Origin of the sequence: Plantactinospora soyae, assembly GCF_014874095.1 — a bacterium.
Taxonomy (GTDB): domain Bacteria; phylum Actinomycetota; class Actinomycetes; order Mycobacteriales; family Micromonosporaceae; genus Plantactinospora; species Plantactinospora soyae.
Map to the genome: position 1 here is coordinate 4,935,483 of NZ_JADBEB010000001.1, position 14,364 is coordinate 4,949,846.

The following is a 14,364-nucleotide window of genomic DNA, read 5'->3' on the forward strand; positions in this document are numbered from 1 at the left end:
CCTCCGGGCACCCGTCGGCCGGTACTCCGTCCCCCTGGAGGTCAGCATGACGCAGAGCGCCGCCGACCGGTTCCCGACGAAGCATCTTCCCGGGGTAGCCGTCCGGGAGTTACCAGCAGCACCCCGTTCGCCGTGGTCCGTCATCGGCCCCGGCGTGATCGCCGCGGGTGTGGGGCTGGCCTCCGGCGAGTTCATCCTCTTTCCGTACATCGCCTCGCAGGTGGGGCTGGTCTTCCTCTGGGCCGCCGCGGTCGGCATCGTCACCCAGTGGTTCCTGAACATGGAGATCGAGCGGTACACGCTGGCCACCGGGGAGACCGCGCTGACCGGGTTCTCCCGGTTCTGGCGGCACTGGGGACTGGTCTTCGCGATCATGGTCTACTTCGCCAACCTCTGGCCCGGCTGGGCCTCCAGTTCGGCGACCATGGTCACGTACCTCTTCGGCGGCGACGCGACCTGGATCGCGATCGGCATGCTGCTGGTGATCGGCGCGACGCTCACCCTGGCGCCGGTGGTCTACACCGCGCTGGAGCGGATCGAGTTCGTCAAGGTCGGCCTCGTGCTGGTCTTCATCGTGGTGGCGGTGATCTTCGCGATCTCGGCCGAGGCCTGGGGCGACCTGCCCAGTACGGTGACCGCGCCGGAGTTCCCCACCGAACTGGGCTTCGCGCTGATGCTCTCCGCACTGGTCTTCGCCGGAGCCGGCGGTGGGCAGAACCTCGTGCAGTCCAACTGGATCCGGGACAAGGGCTACGGCATGGGCAAGTACGTGCCCCGCCTGGTCAGCCCGGTCACCGGTCGGGAGGAGGCGGCACCGGACTCGGCCGGATTCGTCTTCGAGCCGACCGAGGAGAACCTGACCCGGTGGCACCGCTGGTGGCGGTTGGCGAACCGGGAGCAGCTGATCACCTTCGTGCTGATCTCGTTCGTCACCATCGTGCTGACCTCACTGCTCGCCTACTCCACCGTGTACGGCGTACCCGGCCTGGCCAACAGCGTCTCGTTCCTCCAGGTCGAGGGGGAGCGGCTGAAGGAACTGGTCGGTCCATGGTTCGGCACCCTGTTCTGGGCCGTCGGGGCGCTGTCGCTGTTCGCCGCCGCGCTGGGCATCGTCGACTACACCAGCCGGCTCGCCGCCGACGTGCTCAAGACCGCCTACCTGCGTCGGTTCTCCGAGAGCCGGATCTACTTCGCGCTGGTCTGGGGACTCGTCGGCATCGGCTGCGTCGTCCTGCTCGCCGGGTTCGACCAGCCGCTGATCCTGCTGGTCATCTCCGCCTGCGTCGGTGGCCTGATGATGTTCCTCTACTCGATCCTGCTGCTGGTGCTCAACCGCCGGGTCCTGCCCGTCCAGATCCGCCCCCGCTCCTACCGCGTCGTGGCCCTGGTCTGGTCCGTCCTCCTCTTCGGCGTCTTCTCGGTGCTCACCGTCTGGCAACAGGGTGACCGCCTCCTCGACTGGCTCCGCTGAGCGTGCCTGCTTAGCGGGTGGCTGGTTAGGAAGGGCCCCTTCTTCTCGTTTTTTGTAGAAGAAGGGGCCCTTCCTAACCGGCGGAGCCGGTCAGCCGCAGGGTGCGCCGTTCACGGTGAAGAGGCCGGGGTCGGGGTTGGGGCCGCCGGCGGTGGTGGCGTTGAAGCCGAACATCTGGCTGCCGCCCGGCATGATCCGGGCGTTGTACGACTCGTTCCGCACGGTCACCCGGGCACCCGCCTGGGTCACCTTCGCCATCCACGCCTCCCGGATCTTCTGGTCGCCGGTGAACGCGAAGCTCAGCGTCCAGCCGTTGATCGGGGTGCTGCCGGTGTTGGTGACGGTCGCCTGTCCGGTGAAGCCACCGCCCTCGGCCCAGGTGCCGTAGTTGGTGTAGGTGACCCGGCAACCCGAGGCGGCCGGGGTGGTGCCGGCGCCGCCCTGGTCGGCCAGGAACGAGGCGATCCAGGCCAGCGCCGAGTTCCAGTTGACCGCCACCTCGTTCGTCGCGTACGAGGCGATGTCGTCGACGTAGCAGAACTGTGGCGCGCACCCCTCGAGCAACTGCTCCGCGAACGGGTCGTCGAGGCTGGCGTTCGCGCCACCGGCGATCGACCCGGCCGGCGGGTTCGGCAGCGACTCGTCGTACTGGTTGCCGAAGATCCGGCTGTGCTGGTTCTCCGACGCGTTCTCGCCCCACCCGGTCACGTACGACTGGTTGAGCGCGTTGCGGCCGAAGATGTAGTCCATCCCCTGCACGGCACCGTCCCGGTACTTCGCCTGCCCGGTCAGGTCGAAGGCGGTGGCGAGCACCACCGCGTTGTTGATGATGTTGCTGTTGGCGCCCCAGAAGTAGCTGCCCGGGGCGCCCGGCATCGGCAGGCCGTACGCCTGACCCTGGGCGGTGGCGAGGTAGCCGTCGGCGGCGGTGACCACCGAGGCGCGGAGCCGGTCGCGCTCGGCCACCGGCAGGCCGCTCGGCACGGTGGCCAGGTCCAGCCGGCCGAGCGCGGCGGTGCTGCCCCAGCCGAATCCGTTCGCCCCGAAGACCTCGTCGTCGGTGTGGTGCGCCGACGCGGTCAGGTCGTCCAGATAGGACTGGGTGCCGGTGCTCAGGTACAGCTCGGCGGCGGCCCAGTAGAACTCGTCGGTGACGTCCCCGTCGCTGTACGAACCACCGCCGTTGCCGTCCAGCGGGTCGGCGTACCGGGTCGGGTTGGCCTTGGCCGCCGCGTACGCCGTGGTCGCCGCGGTCCGGCAGCGCGTGGCGAACGCCGCGTCGTACGGGGCGTAGAGCCGGGCACACTGGGCGGCGGTGGCGGCCAGGTTCAGCGTCGCCGCGGTCGACGGTGGGTGGAGTTCCCGCAGTTCGGGGTCGTCCTCCGGCTGGAGCGGCAGCCCGGTCCAGTTCCGGTCGTGGATCTTGTGGTGCGCCATCCCGGCCAGCGGCTGGCCGGCCGGCACCTGCATCCGGAGCAGGAACTCCAGTTCCCAGCGTGCCTCGTCGAGGATGTCCGGCACCTGGTTGGCGCGCTCCGGCAGCCGCAGCGTGCCGTCGCCGAGCGCCGCGCCACCGCCGCCGGTGGGTGCGGTCTTGGTCCGCTCGAACGCGTTCAGCAGCTGGTAGGTGGCGATGCCGCCGTTGACCACGTACTTGCCGTGGTCGCCCGCGTCGTACCAGCCGCCCCGGACGTCCAGCCGGTAGTCGCAGACCCCGGGCTGGCACGGTACGTCGGTGTCGCCCCGGTTCGGTGCCACGTCGAGGTGGCCGGCCGGGCGGGCGTACTCCGCGCCGACCAGGGCGCCGTCGATCGCGATGCCGCTGCGCTGGATGTAGAAGAACTGCAGCGAGTCGGAGCGGAGCTGCTTCCAGACGTCGGTCGAGATGTCGAACGGATGACTCGTCTCGCCGTCGGCGCTCAGGGTGTAGCCGCTGCCCGGGGTGCGGTACCCGGAGAAGTCGACGCTGTGCGTGTTCTGGTCCGAGGCGGCGTCGACGCCACGCGGGGTGCTCTGGCCGCTGGCCACCACCGCACCCGCCGCCGACTTCAGCTCCCAGCCGAGCGGGGTGGTGGACTCGGTGACGATGGTGGCGTTCTTGGGTCCGGCGGGCAGGTAGCCGACCTGGTTCACCCGGACCCTCGGCCCGGTGTCCGGCACGTACGGCGGTTCCTCCTCGCCGCCGAGCAGCGAGACGTTGTCCAGGCAGAGTTCGTACCCGTCGGCGTTGCCGCCGACCTGGAAGGCGACCTGCGCGACGGTGGTGTCCTCGGTGGCGGTGAAGGTCCGCTCGACGTGCTGGGCCTCCCCGGTCAACGCGACGTCCTCGGCGAAGTACGACGTGTACGGCTCGGCGCCCAACTGCACCGCCACCCGTACGGTCGCGCCGGGTTCGGCGGAGGCGTCGAAGGAGAGCGCGTACGTCTCCCCGGCCACCAGCGTCACGTCGTTCTGTCCGACTCCGGCGTCCCACGGGTTGGCCAGTCCGCCGGGTACGGCGGAGCAGAGTCGCCCGTCGGTGACTCCGAACGAGGTGGTGCCGTAGGAGTACCAGCCGGAGGTGCCGTCGTCGAAGTCCCCGTTGTCCACCTGCTCGGCGCCGCCCGGTGGCGGGTCGGTCGGGGCGTCGCTGCTCAACGAGACGTCGTCGAGGCAGAACGTGTACGCCTCGGCGGCGCCGCCGAGCTGGAAGGTGAGCGTTCCGTTCGTCGAGTCGAGGTTGCCGTTGAACTCGTACGAGAACTCCTGCGCGGTGGCGGCGAGCGCGACGTCCCGGGAGAAGACCGTGGTGTACGGGTCCTCGTTGAGTTGCACGTTGGCCTTGACCGTGACCGGTGCGCTGGCCGAGGCCCGGAAGGTCAGGGTGTAGCCGGCGTCGTCGACCAGCGGGATGGCGTTGTGGCCGAGGCTGGCGTCCCAGGGGTTGGCCAGTCCGCCGGGTACCTCCGCGCAGAGCTGGCCGTCGACGACCGCGAGCGGAAGGTTGGTGGTGGACCACCAGGGGGCGGTGGAGTCGGTGAAGGTGCCGTTGACGATGTGTTCGGCGAGCGCCAGGCGCGGCGCGGGTTCGGCGCGGGCGCCGGTCGCGCCGCTGCCCAGTAGCAGGGCGGTGGTGGCGAGCAGGGTGAGCGCGCGTCGGCATCGACGCAGGTGGTGGCGGGGTCGGGTCACGGGGAGTCCTTCCGGTCGGGGGCCGCCGGGTGCGGCGAATCGCGGGGGTCCGCGGCGGAGAATCGGAAGTATCGGTGGGAGCGCTCCCAATACGGAGCCGATGTTGCCAGTCCGTTTCTGACCTGTCAATCGACCACTCTGGATCGCTTTCGCCGCCGGACTGTGCGGCGAGGCCGCCGACCGGCACCGGAAGGCATGGCGGTGGGTGATCTCGGGCGCGACGGACGGTAAATTTCGATCGCCACTCCGGCCGGTCGGTGATCTACTGCAAGCATTCTGGCCATCTTTTTGGCAGGCTGCCTGCCATGAGCCTGAAGCTGCGATCCGTGGCGGTGAGCGACCGCGGCCTGATTCGGGGCGCGAACCAGGATTCCGTGCATGCCGGACCCTGGCTGCTCGCCGTGGCCGACGGCATGGGCGGCATGGCCGCCGGGGACCTGGCCAGCACCATCGCCATCGAGGCGATCCATCCGCTGGACGTGGAGACGCCGGAGGAAGGGCTGGTGGCCGCCTTGCAGGGGGCGATCGACACCGCCAGCGCCGGCATCCGGGGCGCGGTCGCCGAGGATCCGGAACGGCAGGGGATGGGCACCACGCTCACCGCCCTGCTGCTGGCCCGGACCGGGACCTGCCTCGCGCTGGCCCATGTCGGCGACTCCCGGGCCTACCTGCTGCGTGGCGGCACGATGACCCAACTGACCAGGGACGACACCTTCGTGCAGATGCTGGTCGACGAGGGGGTCATCAGCCCCGAGGAGGCCAGCAGCCATCCCCGGCGGGCGGTGGTGACCCGGGCGCTCCAGGGCGAGGCGGTCACTCCCACCTACACCACGCTGGTGCCCGAGGCGGGCGACCGCTGGCTGCTGTGCAGCGACGGGCTGTCCAATGTGGTCCGTGCGGACAGCATCGCGGAGGCGTTGCTCGGATACCCCGATTCGGCCGCCTGCGCACAGCGGCTGGTCGACCTCGCCCTGCGGGCGGGCGGACCGGACAACATCACCGTCGTGGTCGCGGACATCATCGACGGCCCCTGAACACCACCCGTCGGGCCAGGGCGTGCCCTGCCGGATCGCCGCCTGAGCCCGCCGCAGCCCACCAGTAGATCCGCAAGACACGCCCTACCGACGGCGCGGTTGCAGCCGCCGGGTCGGCTCCGCCTCGGTCGGGTCCGACGGCCACGGATGCCGGGGATAACGGCCGCGCAGTTCGGCCCGTACCTGGGGGTAGCCGGTCTGCCAGAAGGAGGCGAGATCGCGGGTCACCGCCACCGGGCGGCCGGCCGGGGAGAGCAGGTGCAGCAGGACCGGTACCCGCCCGTCGGCGATCCGGGGCACGTCCCGCCAGCCGAAGGTCTCCTGCAGTTTGACCGCGAGCACCGGTGCGGCCGGGTCGGCGTAGTCCACCCGGTGCCGCGACCCGCTCGGCACGGCGAGCCGTTCCGGAGCCAACTCGTCCAGCCGGGCCGCCCGGGCCCAGGGCACCAGCCGGCGCAGCGCGGTCGGAACGTTGATCCGGGCCAGGTCGGCCCGGCGCCGGGCGTTCGACAACTCCGGCCCGAGCCACTCCTCGGCCCGGTCGAGCAACGCCGGGTCGCCGACGTCCGGCCACTCCTCGCCGAGCGCGTACCGGCAGAACGCCAGCCGGGCCCGCAACGCCAGCGCGTCCGGGGTCCAGGTCAGCAGGGACAGTCCGACCTGGCGCAGCCCGTCCAGTAGCGCGGCGGCGACCAGGGCCCGGTCCGGCTTCGCCAGTGGGCGGTCCACCAGGACGATCGCGCCCAGCCGCTCCACGTCGCGGGCCAGCACGTCGTCACCGGACCACGCGATCTCCTGCTCCCGGCGGAGCAGCGCGGCACCGGCCTCGCGGGCGGTGGCCTCGTCGATCACCGCGGCCTGCCGGATGGCCGCGCTGCGCCGCCCGGGTGCCCGGTCCGCGGTGGCGATCGCCAGCCATTCCGTCCCGGCCAGCCCGGACCCGGGCGGCAGGTCCGCCCCGGTGCCGCCGGCCATCAGGTACGCGCTGCCGCCGGGCTGCCGGAGCCGGGCCAGCCGTTCCGGGTACGCCAGCCCGACCAGCAGCCCGGCGGCCAGGTCGTCCGACAACTCCGGTTCGGCACCCCGACCGGCCCGTCCGGCGTCCTGTCGGCCGGCCCGCCCTGCGTCCTGTCGGCCGGCCCGTCCGGCGTCCTGTCGACCGGCCCGTCCGGCGTCCTGTCGGCCGGCCCGCCCGGCGTCCTGTCGGCCGGCCCGCCCAGCGTCCTGTCGACCGGGGCGTCCGGAGACGGCGTCCCGCCCGCCGTCCGGTGGGCCGGGGAGTTCGGCGAGATTGGCCCGGAGCCGGGTGACCTCGGTACGCCACCGGCCGGTGGCGGCGTCCGTACCGGAGCGCAGCCGGCGCCAGCCCGACACCAGGTCGTCGCCGGAGGTCGTCTCGGAGAGCACCGCCACCACCTCGGCCGCCCGGCGTGCGCCCAGCGGCCCGGCCCCGTCGAGCAGCGCCCGGGCCAGTCTCGGATGGGCGCCGAGCGCGGCGATGGCCCGGCCACGCCCACTCACCCGACCGTCGGGCTCGATCGCCCCGAGCGCGTCCAGGGTCTCCCGGGCCACCTGCATGGCGGCGTCCGGCGGCGCGTCCGGCAGCGCGAGGCCCGCCCCGTCCGGATGTCCCCAGCAGGCGAGTTGCAGGGCGAACGCGGTGAGGTCGGCGACCATGATCTCGGGTTCGGGCTGCGCGGGCAGCCGTTCGTGGTCCAGCGCCGACCAGCACCGGTAGACCCGCCCCGGTGCCTCGCGTCCGGCGCGTCCGGCGCGCTGCGTCGCCGCCGCCCGGGAGACCGGCACCGTCACCAGGGAACCCAGGCCCCGGGCCAGGTCGGTCCGGGCCACCCGGCTCAACCCGGCGTCCACCACCACCCGGACGCCCGGCACGGTCAGGCTGGTCTCCGCCACGGCGGTGGCGAGCACGATCCGGCGTCGGTCGACCGCCGGGCGCAGGGCGGCATCCTGCTCGGCGTTGGACTGCCGACCGTGCAGGCTGATCACGTCGACCGCCCCGGGCAACCCGGCCAGGCGGGCGGCGACACCGTTGATCTCCCCGGCGCCGGGGAGGAAGACCAGCAGGTCACCGTCCTGGTCCGCCAGTGCCCGCCGTACCGTGGCCGCCACGTGGTCGAGCAGTCGGGGATCGACCCGCAACCCGTGCGGCGGGGTCACCGGGCGGGACGGGGGAGCCCAGACCACGTCGACGGGGTGCGCCCGGCCCTCGGCCCGGAGTACGGGCGCCGGCCCGGCCGACCCGCCGAGCAGCGCGGCCAGCCGCTCCTCCTGCGCGGTCGCGGACATCACCAACAGCCGCAGTTCGGGGCGGAGCGCGGCCCGTACCTCGATCGTGAAGGCCAGCGCCAGGTCGGCGTCGAGTTGGCGCTCGTGCACCTCGTCGAGCAGCACCGCACCGGTACCGGCCAGTTCGGGATCGTGTTGCAGGCGCTGCACCAGCAGGCCGGTGGTGACCACCTCGATCCGGGTACGGGCACTGCTGCGGCGCTCACCCCGGACGGCGTACCCGACGGTGTCGCCGACCCGTTCGCCGAGCAGGTCCGCCATCCGCCTGGCGGCGGCCCGGGCGGCGACCCGACGCGGTTGGGCGATGACGATCCGCCCGTCGACCTGGTCGGTCAGGGCCAGTGGGACCAGGGTGGTCTTGCCGGCGCCCGGTGGCGCGACCAGGACGGCGGCGCCGGACTCGCGTACCGCCCCGATCAGCGCGGGCAGGACGTGCTGGACCGGCAGGTCGGGGGCGGGTTCGGGCAGCGGCACGCGGCCAGTGTCGCACCGGTGCTGCCGGTCGGTGCCCTCGGCCGCGACCGCTACGCCAAAGATCCGGGCCCCGGCAACGGTGCCGGGACCCGGATCGCGGTGGCAGTGCGATGGCTCAGTACGTGTCGCCGAGCTGGCCGCGGAGTTTGGTGAGGGCGCGGGTGAGGAGTCGGCTGATGTGCATCTGGGAGACGCCGATCTGCTCGGCGATCTGGGACTGGGTGAGGTTGCCGTAGAAGCGGAGGGTGAGGATCTTCTGCTCGCGCTCGTCGAGGGTGGCCAGGGCGGGGCCGAGGGCGACCCGGAGTTCGGCGAGTTCGTATTCGCCGTCCTCGCCGCCGAGCATGTCGCCGAGTTCGGTGGCGCGTTCGCCGTCGCCGGTCGGGGTGGACAGGGAGACGGCGTTGTATGCGCGGGCGCCTTCGAGGCCTTCGAGGACCTCTTCCTCGGTGAGGTTGAGGTGGCGGGCGATGTCGGTGACGGTCGGGGACCGGCCGAGGGTCTGGAGCAGGTTGCTGTTGGCTTCGCTGATGGCGAGGCGGAGTTCCTGGAGTCGGCGGGGTACGCGGATGTCCCAGGTGCGGTCGCGGAAGTGTCGCTTGAGTTCGCCGATGATGGTCGGGATGGCGTAGCCGGCGAAGTCGACGCCGCGGGTGGGGTCGAATTTGTCGATGGCTTTGATGAGTCCGACGGCGGCGGTCTGGATGAGGTCGTCGGTGGGTTCGCCGCGTCCGCTGTAGCGGTGGGCGAGGTGGTTGGCCAGGGGGATCCAGGCTTCGATGGCCTTGGCGCGCAGGGCGGGTCGGGAGGGGTGCTGCGCGGGTAGTGCGGTCATGGCCAGGAGCAGGTCGGTGGCGCTGTCGGCGAGGGCGCCGGACTTGGCGGGGAACCGGGTGCGGGTCTCGACGGCGACGGTGGCCGGAGCCTCGGACTCGGTGGTGGCCCGGGTGGTGGTCGGTGCGGTCATGGTGGTCCTCCCTGCACGTGGTGGAAGTCGTGGTGGGGACGGTGTATGTCGAAATTCGTGGTGGTGTTCGTGGTGGTGGTAATCCGTTCAGGCATCACCTTAGCCCGATCGTCCTGCCGAAAGCTAGCCGAACGGCTGATGTATAAAAGGGATAGAAACCCCATAAGCGGCAAATTTTTCCGAATTCCGGGGTTTGACTAGGCTCCGACCGTGAACTTCGGCACCCCAGCGCAGGGCCACACCGCACCGCACCGGGTCGCCGGACTGGTGCTCGCGGCCGGCGCCGGGCGCCGCTACGGCGGTCCCAAGGCACTGGTCCGGCTGGACGGGCAGTTGCTGGTCGAGCGGGCCGTGCGGCTCGCCCGGGACGGCGGCTGCGTACCCGTGGTCGTGGTGCTCGGCGCCGCCGCCCCGGTCGTCCGGAGCCGGGCCGACCTCGGCGACGCCCGGCCGGTGGAGAACCCGGACTGGTCGACCGGGATGGGTTCCTCGCTCCGGGCCGGGCTGGCGGCGCTGGCTGACACCGATGCGGTCGCCGCGCTCGTACTCCTGGTCGACATGCCCGGCATCACCGCCGAGGCGGTACGGCGACTGGTCGCCCTCGCCGCACCGGACCGGCTCGCCACGGCCGGCTACGGAACCCGGCGTGGCCACCCCGTGCTGCTCGGCCGGACCCACTGGACGGAGGTGTCGGCCTCGGCCGTCGGGGACGTGGGTGCCCGGCCGTACCTGCGTCGGAACGCGGCGCGGCTGGAGGTCGTACCCTGCGACGACGTCGCGGACGATGCCGACCTGGACACCCCGTCCGGTACCGCCTCCTGACGGGCCCCGCCGCACCGACCCGACACCGCGGCGTCGTACCGCCCCGGCCGGGCCGGCGCCCGGCGGGTTGATCCACTCCTCGACGCGCCGACGGGGTGGAGGAAGCTGTCAACTTTCTGTCTTGTCTCCCGACTGTGCCGGCCGTAGCGTCGCGGCTACCGCGGATGTGACGGAGGACCTGGTGAGCCAGCTTGTCCCGCCCCAGCTGGTCGTGCAGTGTCGGATGCTGCACTTCGGTTGGATTCCGGCCGATCCCGAGGCGGTGGCGACGCTGGTGCCGAGCGGGCTGCGGCCGCTGGCGAACCGACAGGTCTTCATGCACCAGTACGTCGTGGACGACGCCGCCCAGACCTCCGGGCTCGACACCTTCTCGGCGACCTGCCTCGGCCCCGAACTGGACGAGGCCGACGCCTCGGAGCCGTCGGGACACAGCCGCTGGTACGCCCAGCACATCAGCTCCAGCCCGGCGGTACGGGCCGGGGTGGCGGCCCGTGGCGCGCCGGTCGGTACCGGTCGGACCTCGATCGAGATCGACGGCCGGACCCTGGTCGCGGTCACCGAGGTCGACGGTGTCGAGCTGATCCGCACCACCGCCCGGATCGGCCTCACCAGCAGGCGGATCCTGCGCGGCCACATGCGCTACGTGGGCGTGGTCGCCGGTCGACAGACCGCCGTCAGCTACCCGTACGTCTTCGAGCCGGTCACCCCGTTCGAGGTCGAGTCGCTGGAGTTCCTGGCACCGGAGCACCCCGTCTTCGCGCTTCGGCCGGCCAATCCGTTGGAGTTGCTGTGGGGCTTCTACTCGCCACGCTCGTCGTTCGCGTTCCCCGGCAGCGAATGCTGATCCCCGTACCGGACGTACCGGACGTACCAGACGTGCCGGACGTGCCGGACGGGCTGCGGTCGCCGGTCGGACGACCATGACGGCGTCGGCCGAGCTGCGCCGCCGGTACGTCGAGGAACTGGTCGGCGACGGGCTGATCTCCGACCCGGACGTGGTACGGGCGTTCGGCGTGGTGCCGCGTGAGGAGTTCGTCGGCTCCGGCTTCCACGCCGGTGGCGATCGCTGGGCCGGACCCACCGATCCCGACTTCCTGACCATGGTCTACCGCAACCATCCGTTGGTGACGAAGATCGTCGACGGCGTACCCGTCAGCTCGTCGAGTCAGCCGTCGCTGATGGCCGCCATGATCGAGGGGCTCGGTCTGCGCCCCGGGACGAGGGTGCTGGAGATCGGCGTCGGCACCGGCTACAACGCGGCGCTGATGGCGACGATGGGTGCCCGGGTGACGGCGGTCGACATCGCGCCGGACGTGGTCGACCGGGCCAGGGCGGCACTGGCCCGGGTCGGGCTGGCGGACGTCGTCGACGTACGGCTCGGCGACGGGTATCTCGGCGAGCCCGCGAACGCCCCGTACGACGGGGTGATCGTCACCGTCGGGCTGACCGGGGTGTCGCCACGCTGGCTGGACCAACTCGCTCCGGGCGGCTTCGTGCTCGCACCGGTCGAGCACGCCGGCAACCATCCGGTGCTGCGGGTCCGGCCCGGCGGGTCGGGGGTGGGCGAGGCGCGGGGACTGCTGCGCGCCGGGTTCATGTCCGCGGCCGGACCGCTGGCCGCCCGTTATCCCGAGGCGTTCCCCGAGCCCCGGCGGGCCGGCGAGTTCCCCGAGCCGACGGTGTGGCATCCGGCCCGCTGGCGGACCCCGCTGGACGTCTTCCGCTACCACGACCTGTGGTTCGCGGTCGGGGCCTGGGACCGGCGGGCGACCTTCGCGGCCGGTCCGGCCGGTGGCTGGGGCGGGCCGGGCGGATGCGTACTGCTGGACGAGGTGAACGGCGGCGGCGCCGGCCTCCTCGCCGACGGGTCGGTACGGGCGGCGGGACCCCAGGCCGGCCGGTACGCGGCGGAGGTGCTCGCGCTGCGGGACCGGTGGGTGGCGCGGGGGCGGCCGGAGATCTCCGCCTGGTCGGCCCGGCTGATCCCGGCCGGCGATCCGGACCGGCCGATCCTGGTGCCGACCGGTTGGATCCAGTGCTGAGCCGTTTCCGACCGCTCCCGTCGACGTCGTCCCGACCGCTGTCCCGTCGACCTCTTCACGGCCGCTGTCCGTAACGGTTTCACCCGACTCGTCACGGACGTCCCACCGGCACCGGCCACCCCACCGGTCGTCTTCCGCCGCGTCCACCGGCCCGGGGTGGGTCGGGGCAGACTATCGGTGGTCGACCGGCTCCGCCGGGTTTCTGATCCGCCAGATCGGCAACTCCCATGCTGGTTGCCCCGTGCGCGTGCGGCTTGGTCCGTACCCGTGCGGCGCGGGACGTGATCGTGCACGCCCCCGGCAACCCGGCGGGCCGCCGAGGGTGATCCCGCCGTAGGGCGACAGGTGAGGCGTTTCCCGCGAATCCCCGTGTCACCGGTCATCGGGGATACACCGCGAATCCGGTACGTCGGCATGGTCGTCCGACCGTCCGTAACGGTAACGACCAGGGGAGGACAGCATGTCCAGCGAGATCATGGACGCCGAACCGGACCAGCCTGACCAGGCAGCGGTCGAGAGCGAACGCGGAGCCCTGGTCGCGGTGTTGGTGATGGTCCTGCTCGGGGTGGCCGGCATTTTCGCCGTCTCCACGTGACAGCGTCCGATCTCCAGCCGTAGGTGTGTGGACCCGCTGGCTGACAACGGCCGGCGGGTCCGAACGTTCTCCGGTCGGGGCGGAGGAGCCGACCCGGGGCGGGGGAGCCCCGTCCGGTCAGGAACCGACCCTGGCCTCGTCGGCCGGGCGACTTGTTTCCACAGTGCCGGTGGGCCCGGCGGCGACAGCGTCGGCGGATCCCGTCGCCCGGATCGATCGTGCCGAGCGGATCGCGGAAAGCGCGGCGCCGAGACAGAGGGTCGCGGCGATGGCCAGCGGCAGTCGGCGGTCCAGTAGCACGAGGGCGGCGCCCAGCGGGGTGGCGATCGCGATCGGCGCGAAGAGCAGCGTACTGGCGGTCCCCGCCACCCGGCCGAGCAGCGCCTCCGGGGTGCGGGACTGCACCGCCGTCATCGCGGCCACCAGCGTCCAGGGCAGGCCGATTCCGATCACGAAGGAGCTGCCGACCACCACCGGCCACCAGGGGACGCCCCACCCGGTGGCGCCGAGTGCCACGAGTACGGCGCCGAGGATGCCGACCGCGCGGGTACCCCGTACCCGTAACAGCCGGCCGACGATCAGACCGCCCAGGATGGATCCGGCACCCTGGGCCGAGGAGAGTACGCCGAGGAACGTGGCCGGCCGGTGCAGGTCCTCGACGACGACCGAGTAGAGGGCGGCGGTGGTCAGCCCGGACATCGCGATGGTGATCGAGCCGAGCAGGACGGTGATCCGCAACTCGGGACGCGCCCAGAGGAAGCGGATGCCCACCAGGAACCGTCCGGCCGACCGCTCCGGTGGCCCCGGTTCGGTCGGTGCAGTCGAGGGCTGGTCCGCAACGCCGGCTCCCGGAGCGGCGGCTGCCGGAACGGATGGCCGGAGGCGGATCAGCAGGTACAGCCCGGCGGCGGCGGTCAGCGTGCCGACGGTCAGCAGGGCGACCGAGTGCCCACCCCACCAGCCGAAGAGCCCGGCCCCGACCAGTGGCGCGATGAGCTTCACCCCTTCCTGGGCGCTCATCCGCAGCCCGTTCACGCCACCGAGCACCTCGGGCGGAAGTGCGGCGGGCAGCAGGGCGGCCTCGCCGGCGTCGATCAGGACGAAGCTGACCCCGTAGCCGAGCATCACGGCGTAGATGAGCCAGGTCTGATCCTCCGTGTGGACCGTGAGCAGGGACAGCACGGCACCGGCGGTGAGCAGGTGGGTCCAGACGATCAGCGGGCGGCGGGGGAACCGGTCGACGAGGACCCCGAGCACCGGCCCGAGCAGCGTCGGGACGAAGAAGCAGAATCCGGTGAGCGCCGCCAGGCTGCTGGATCCGGTGAGGTCCAGCACCCATATCCCGGTGGCCAGGGACATGACGGTTCCGCCGAATCCCGAGAGTAGGGAGATCGCGACGAACAGGGCCGTGTTCCGGCGGGGTGACACCGCTGGTCGTACTGGGCGCACGTCTGCCCTCCCGAAGACTTGAGCCGCAATGA

10 protein-coding genes are annotated in these 14,364 nt (G+C 72.2%); 6 read left to right on the forward strand and 4 right to left on the reverse strand.

Annotated elements, in window-relative coordinates; genetic code table 11:
* Nucleotides 1-46: 46 nt before the first annotated feature.
* Entirely contained in the window at nt 47-1,471 is a 1,425-nt protein-coding gene (locus H4W31_RS21960; protein WP_192768369.1) for an Nramp family divalent metal transporter, read from the forward strand.
* 90 nt (nt 1,472-1,561) lie between these two features.
* Here the strand turns inward: H4W31_RS21960 and H4W31_RS21965 are convergent, their stop codons facing one another.
* On the reverse strand, nt 1,562-4,642 hold the full coding sequence (locus H4W31_RS21965) for a glycoside hydrolase family 9 protein (protein ID WP_318783337.1): 3,081 nt from the start codon (nt 4,640-4,642) through the stop codon (nt 1,562-1,564).
* Between the two features lie 305 nt (nt 4,643-4,947).
* Here H4W31_RS21965 and H4W31_RS21970 point away from each other — a divergent pair, with 305 nt between their 5' ends.
* The gene (locus tag H4W31_RS21970) at nt 4,948-5,676 is read left to right on the forward strand and encodes a PP2C family protein-serine/threonine phosphatase (RefSeq protein ID WP_192768370.1); all 729 of its coding nucleotides are present in this window, start codon (nt 4,948-4,950) and stop codon (nt 5,674-5,676) included.
* Between the two features lie 84 nt (nt 5,677-5,760).
* Here the strand turns inward: H4W31_RS21970 and H4W31_RS21975 are convergent, their stop codons facing one another.
* On the reverse strand, nt 5,761-8,457 hold the full coding sequence (locus tag H4W31_RS21975; RefSeq protein WP_404825609.1) for an ATP-dependent RNA helicase: 2,697 nt from the start codon (nt 8,455-8,457) through the stop codon (nt 5,761-5,763).
* Nucleotides 8,458-8,572: 115 nt separating this feature from the next.
* Nucleotides 8,573-9,424 (reverse strand): SigB/SigF/SigG family RNA polymerase sigma factor, encoded by an 852-nt coding sequence (locus tag H4W31_RS21980; protein ID WP_192768371.1) that lies wholly within the window; start codon nt 9,422-9,424, stop codon nt 8,573-8,575.
* A 210-nt stretch (nt 9,425-9,634) separates the two neighbouring features.
* On the opposite strand from H4W31_RS21980, the gene H4W31_RS21985 reads away from it, so the two are divergent.
* The 4 genes from H4W31_RS21985 (at nt 9,635) to H4W31_RS43815 (ending at nt 12,883) form a co-directional block, all read left to right on the forward strand.
* The gene (locus tag H4W31_RS21985) at nt 9,635-10,246 is read left to right on the forward strand and encodes a nucleotidyltransferase family protein (RefSeq protein ID WP_318783338.1); all 612 of its coding nucleotides are present in this window, start codon (nt 9,635-9,637) and stop codon (nt 10,244-10,246) included.
* A gap of 181 nt (nt 10,247-10,427) precedes the next feature.
* A complete protein-coding gene (locus H4W31_RS21990) occupies nt 10,428-11,090 on the forward strand; it encodes a hypothetical protein (RefSeq protein ID WP_192768372.1) in 663 nt (220 codons plus the stop codon).
* 76 nt (nt 11,091-11,166) lie between these two features.
* The gene (locus H4W31_RS21995) at nt 11,167-12,288 is read left to right on the forward strand and encodes a protein-L-isoaspartate O-methyltransferase family protein (protein ID WP_192768373.1); all 1,122 of its coding nucleotides are present in this window, start codon (nt 11,167-11,169) and stop codon (nt 12,286-12,288) included.
* A 460-nt stretch (nt 12,289-12,748) separates the two neighbouring features.
* Nucleotides 12,749-12,883 (forward strand): hypothetical protein, encoded by a 135-nt coding sequence (locus H4W31_RS43815; protein WP_264084278.1) that lies wholly within the window; start codon nt 12,749-12,751, stop codon nt 12,881-12,883.
* A 117-nt stretch (nt 12,884-13,000) separates the two neighbouring features.
* Here H4W31_RS43815 and H4W31_RS22000 read toward each other — a convergent pair whose 3' ends face one another.
* On the reverse strand, nt 13,001-14,332 hold the full coding sequence (locus H4W31_RS22000; RefSeq protein WP_318783339.1) for an MFS transporter: 1,332 nt from the start codon (nt 14,330-14,332) through the stop codon (nt 13,001-13,003).
* Nucleotides 14,333-14,364: the final 32 nt, after the last annotated feature.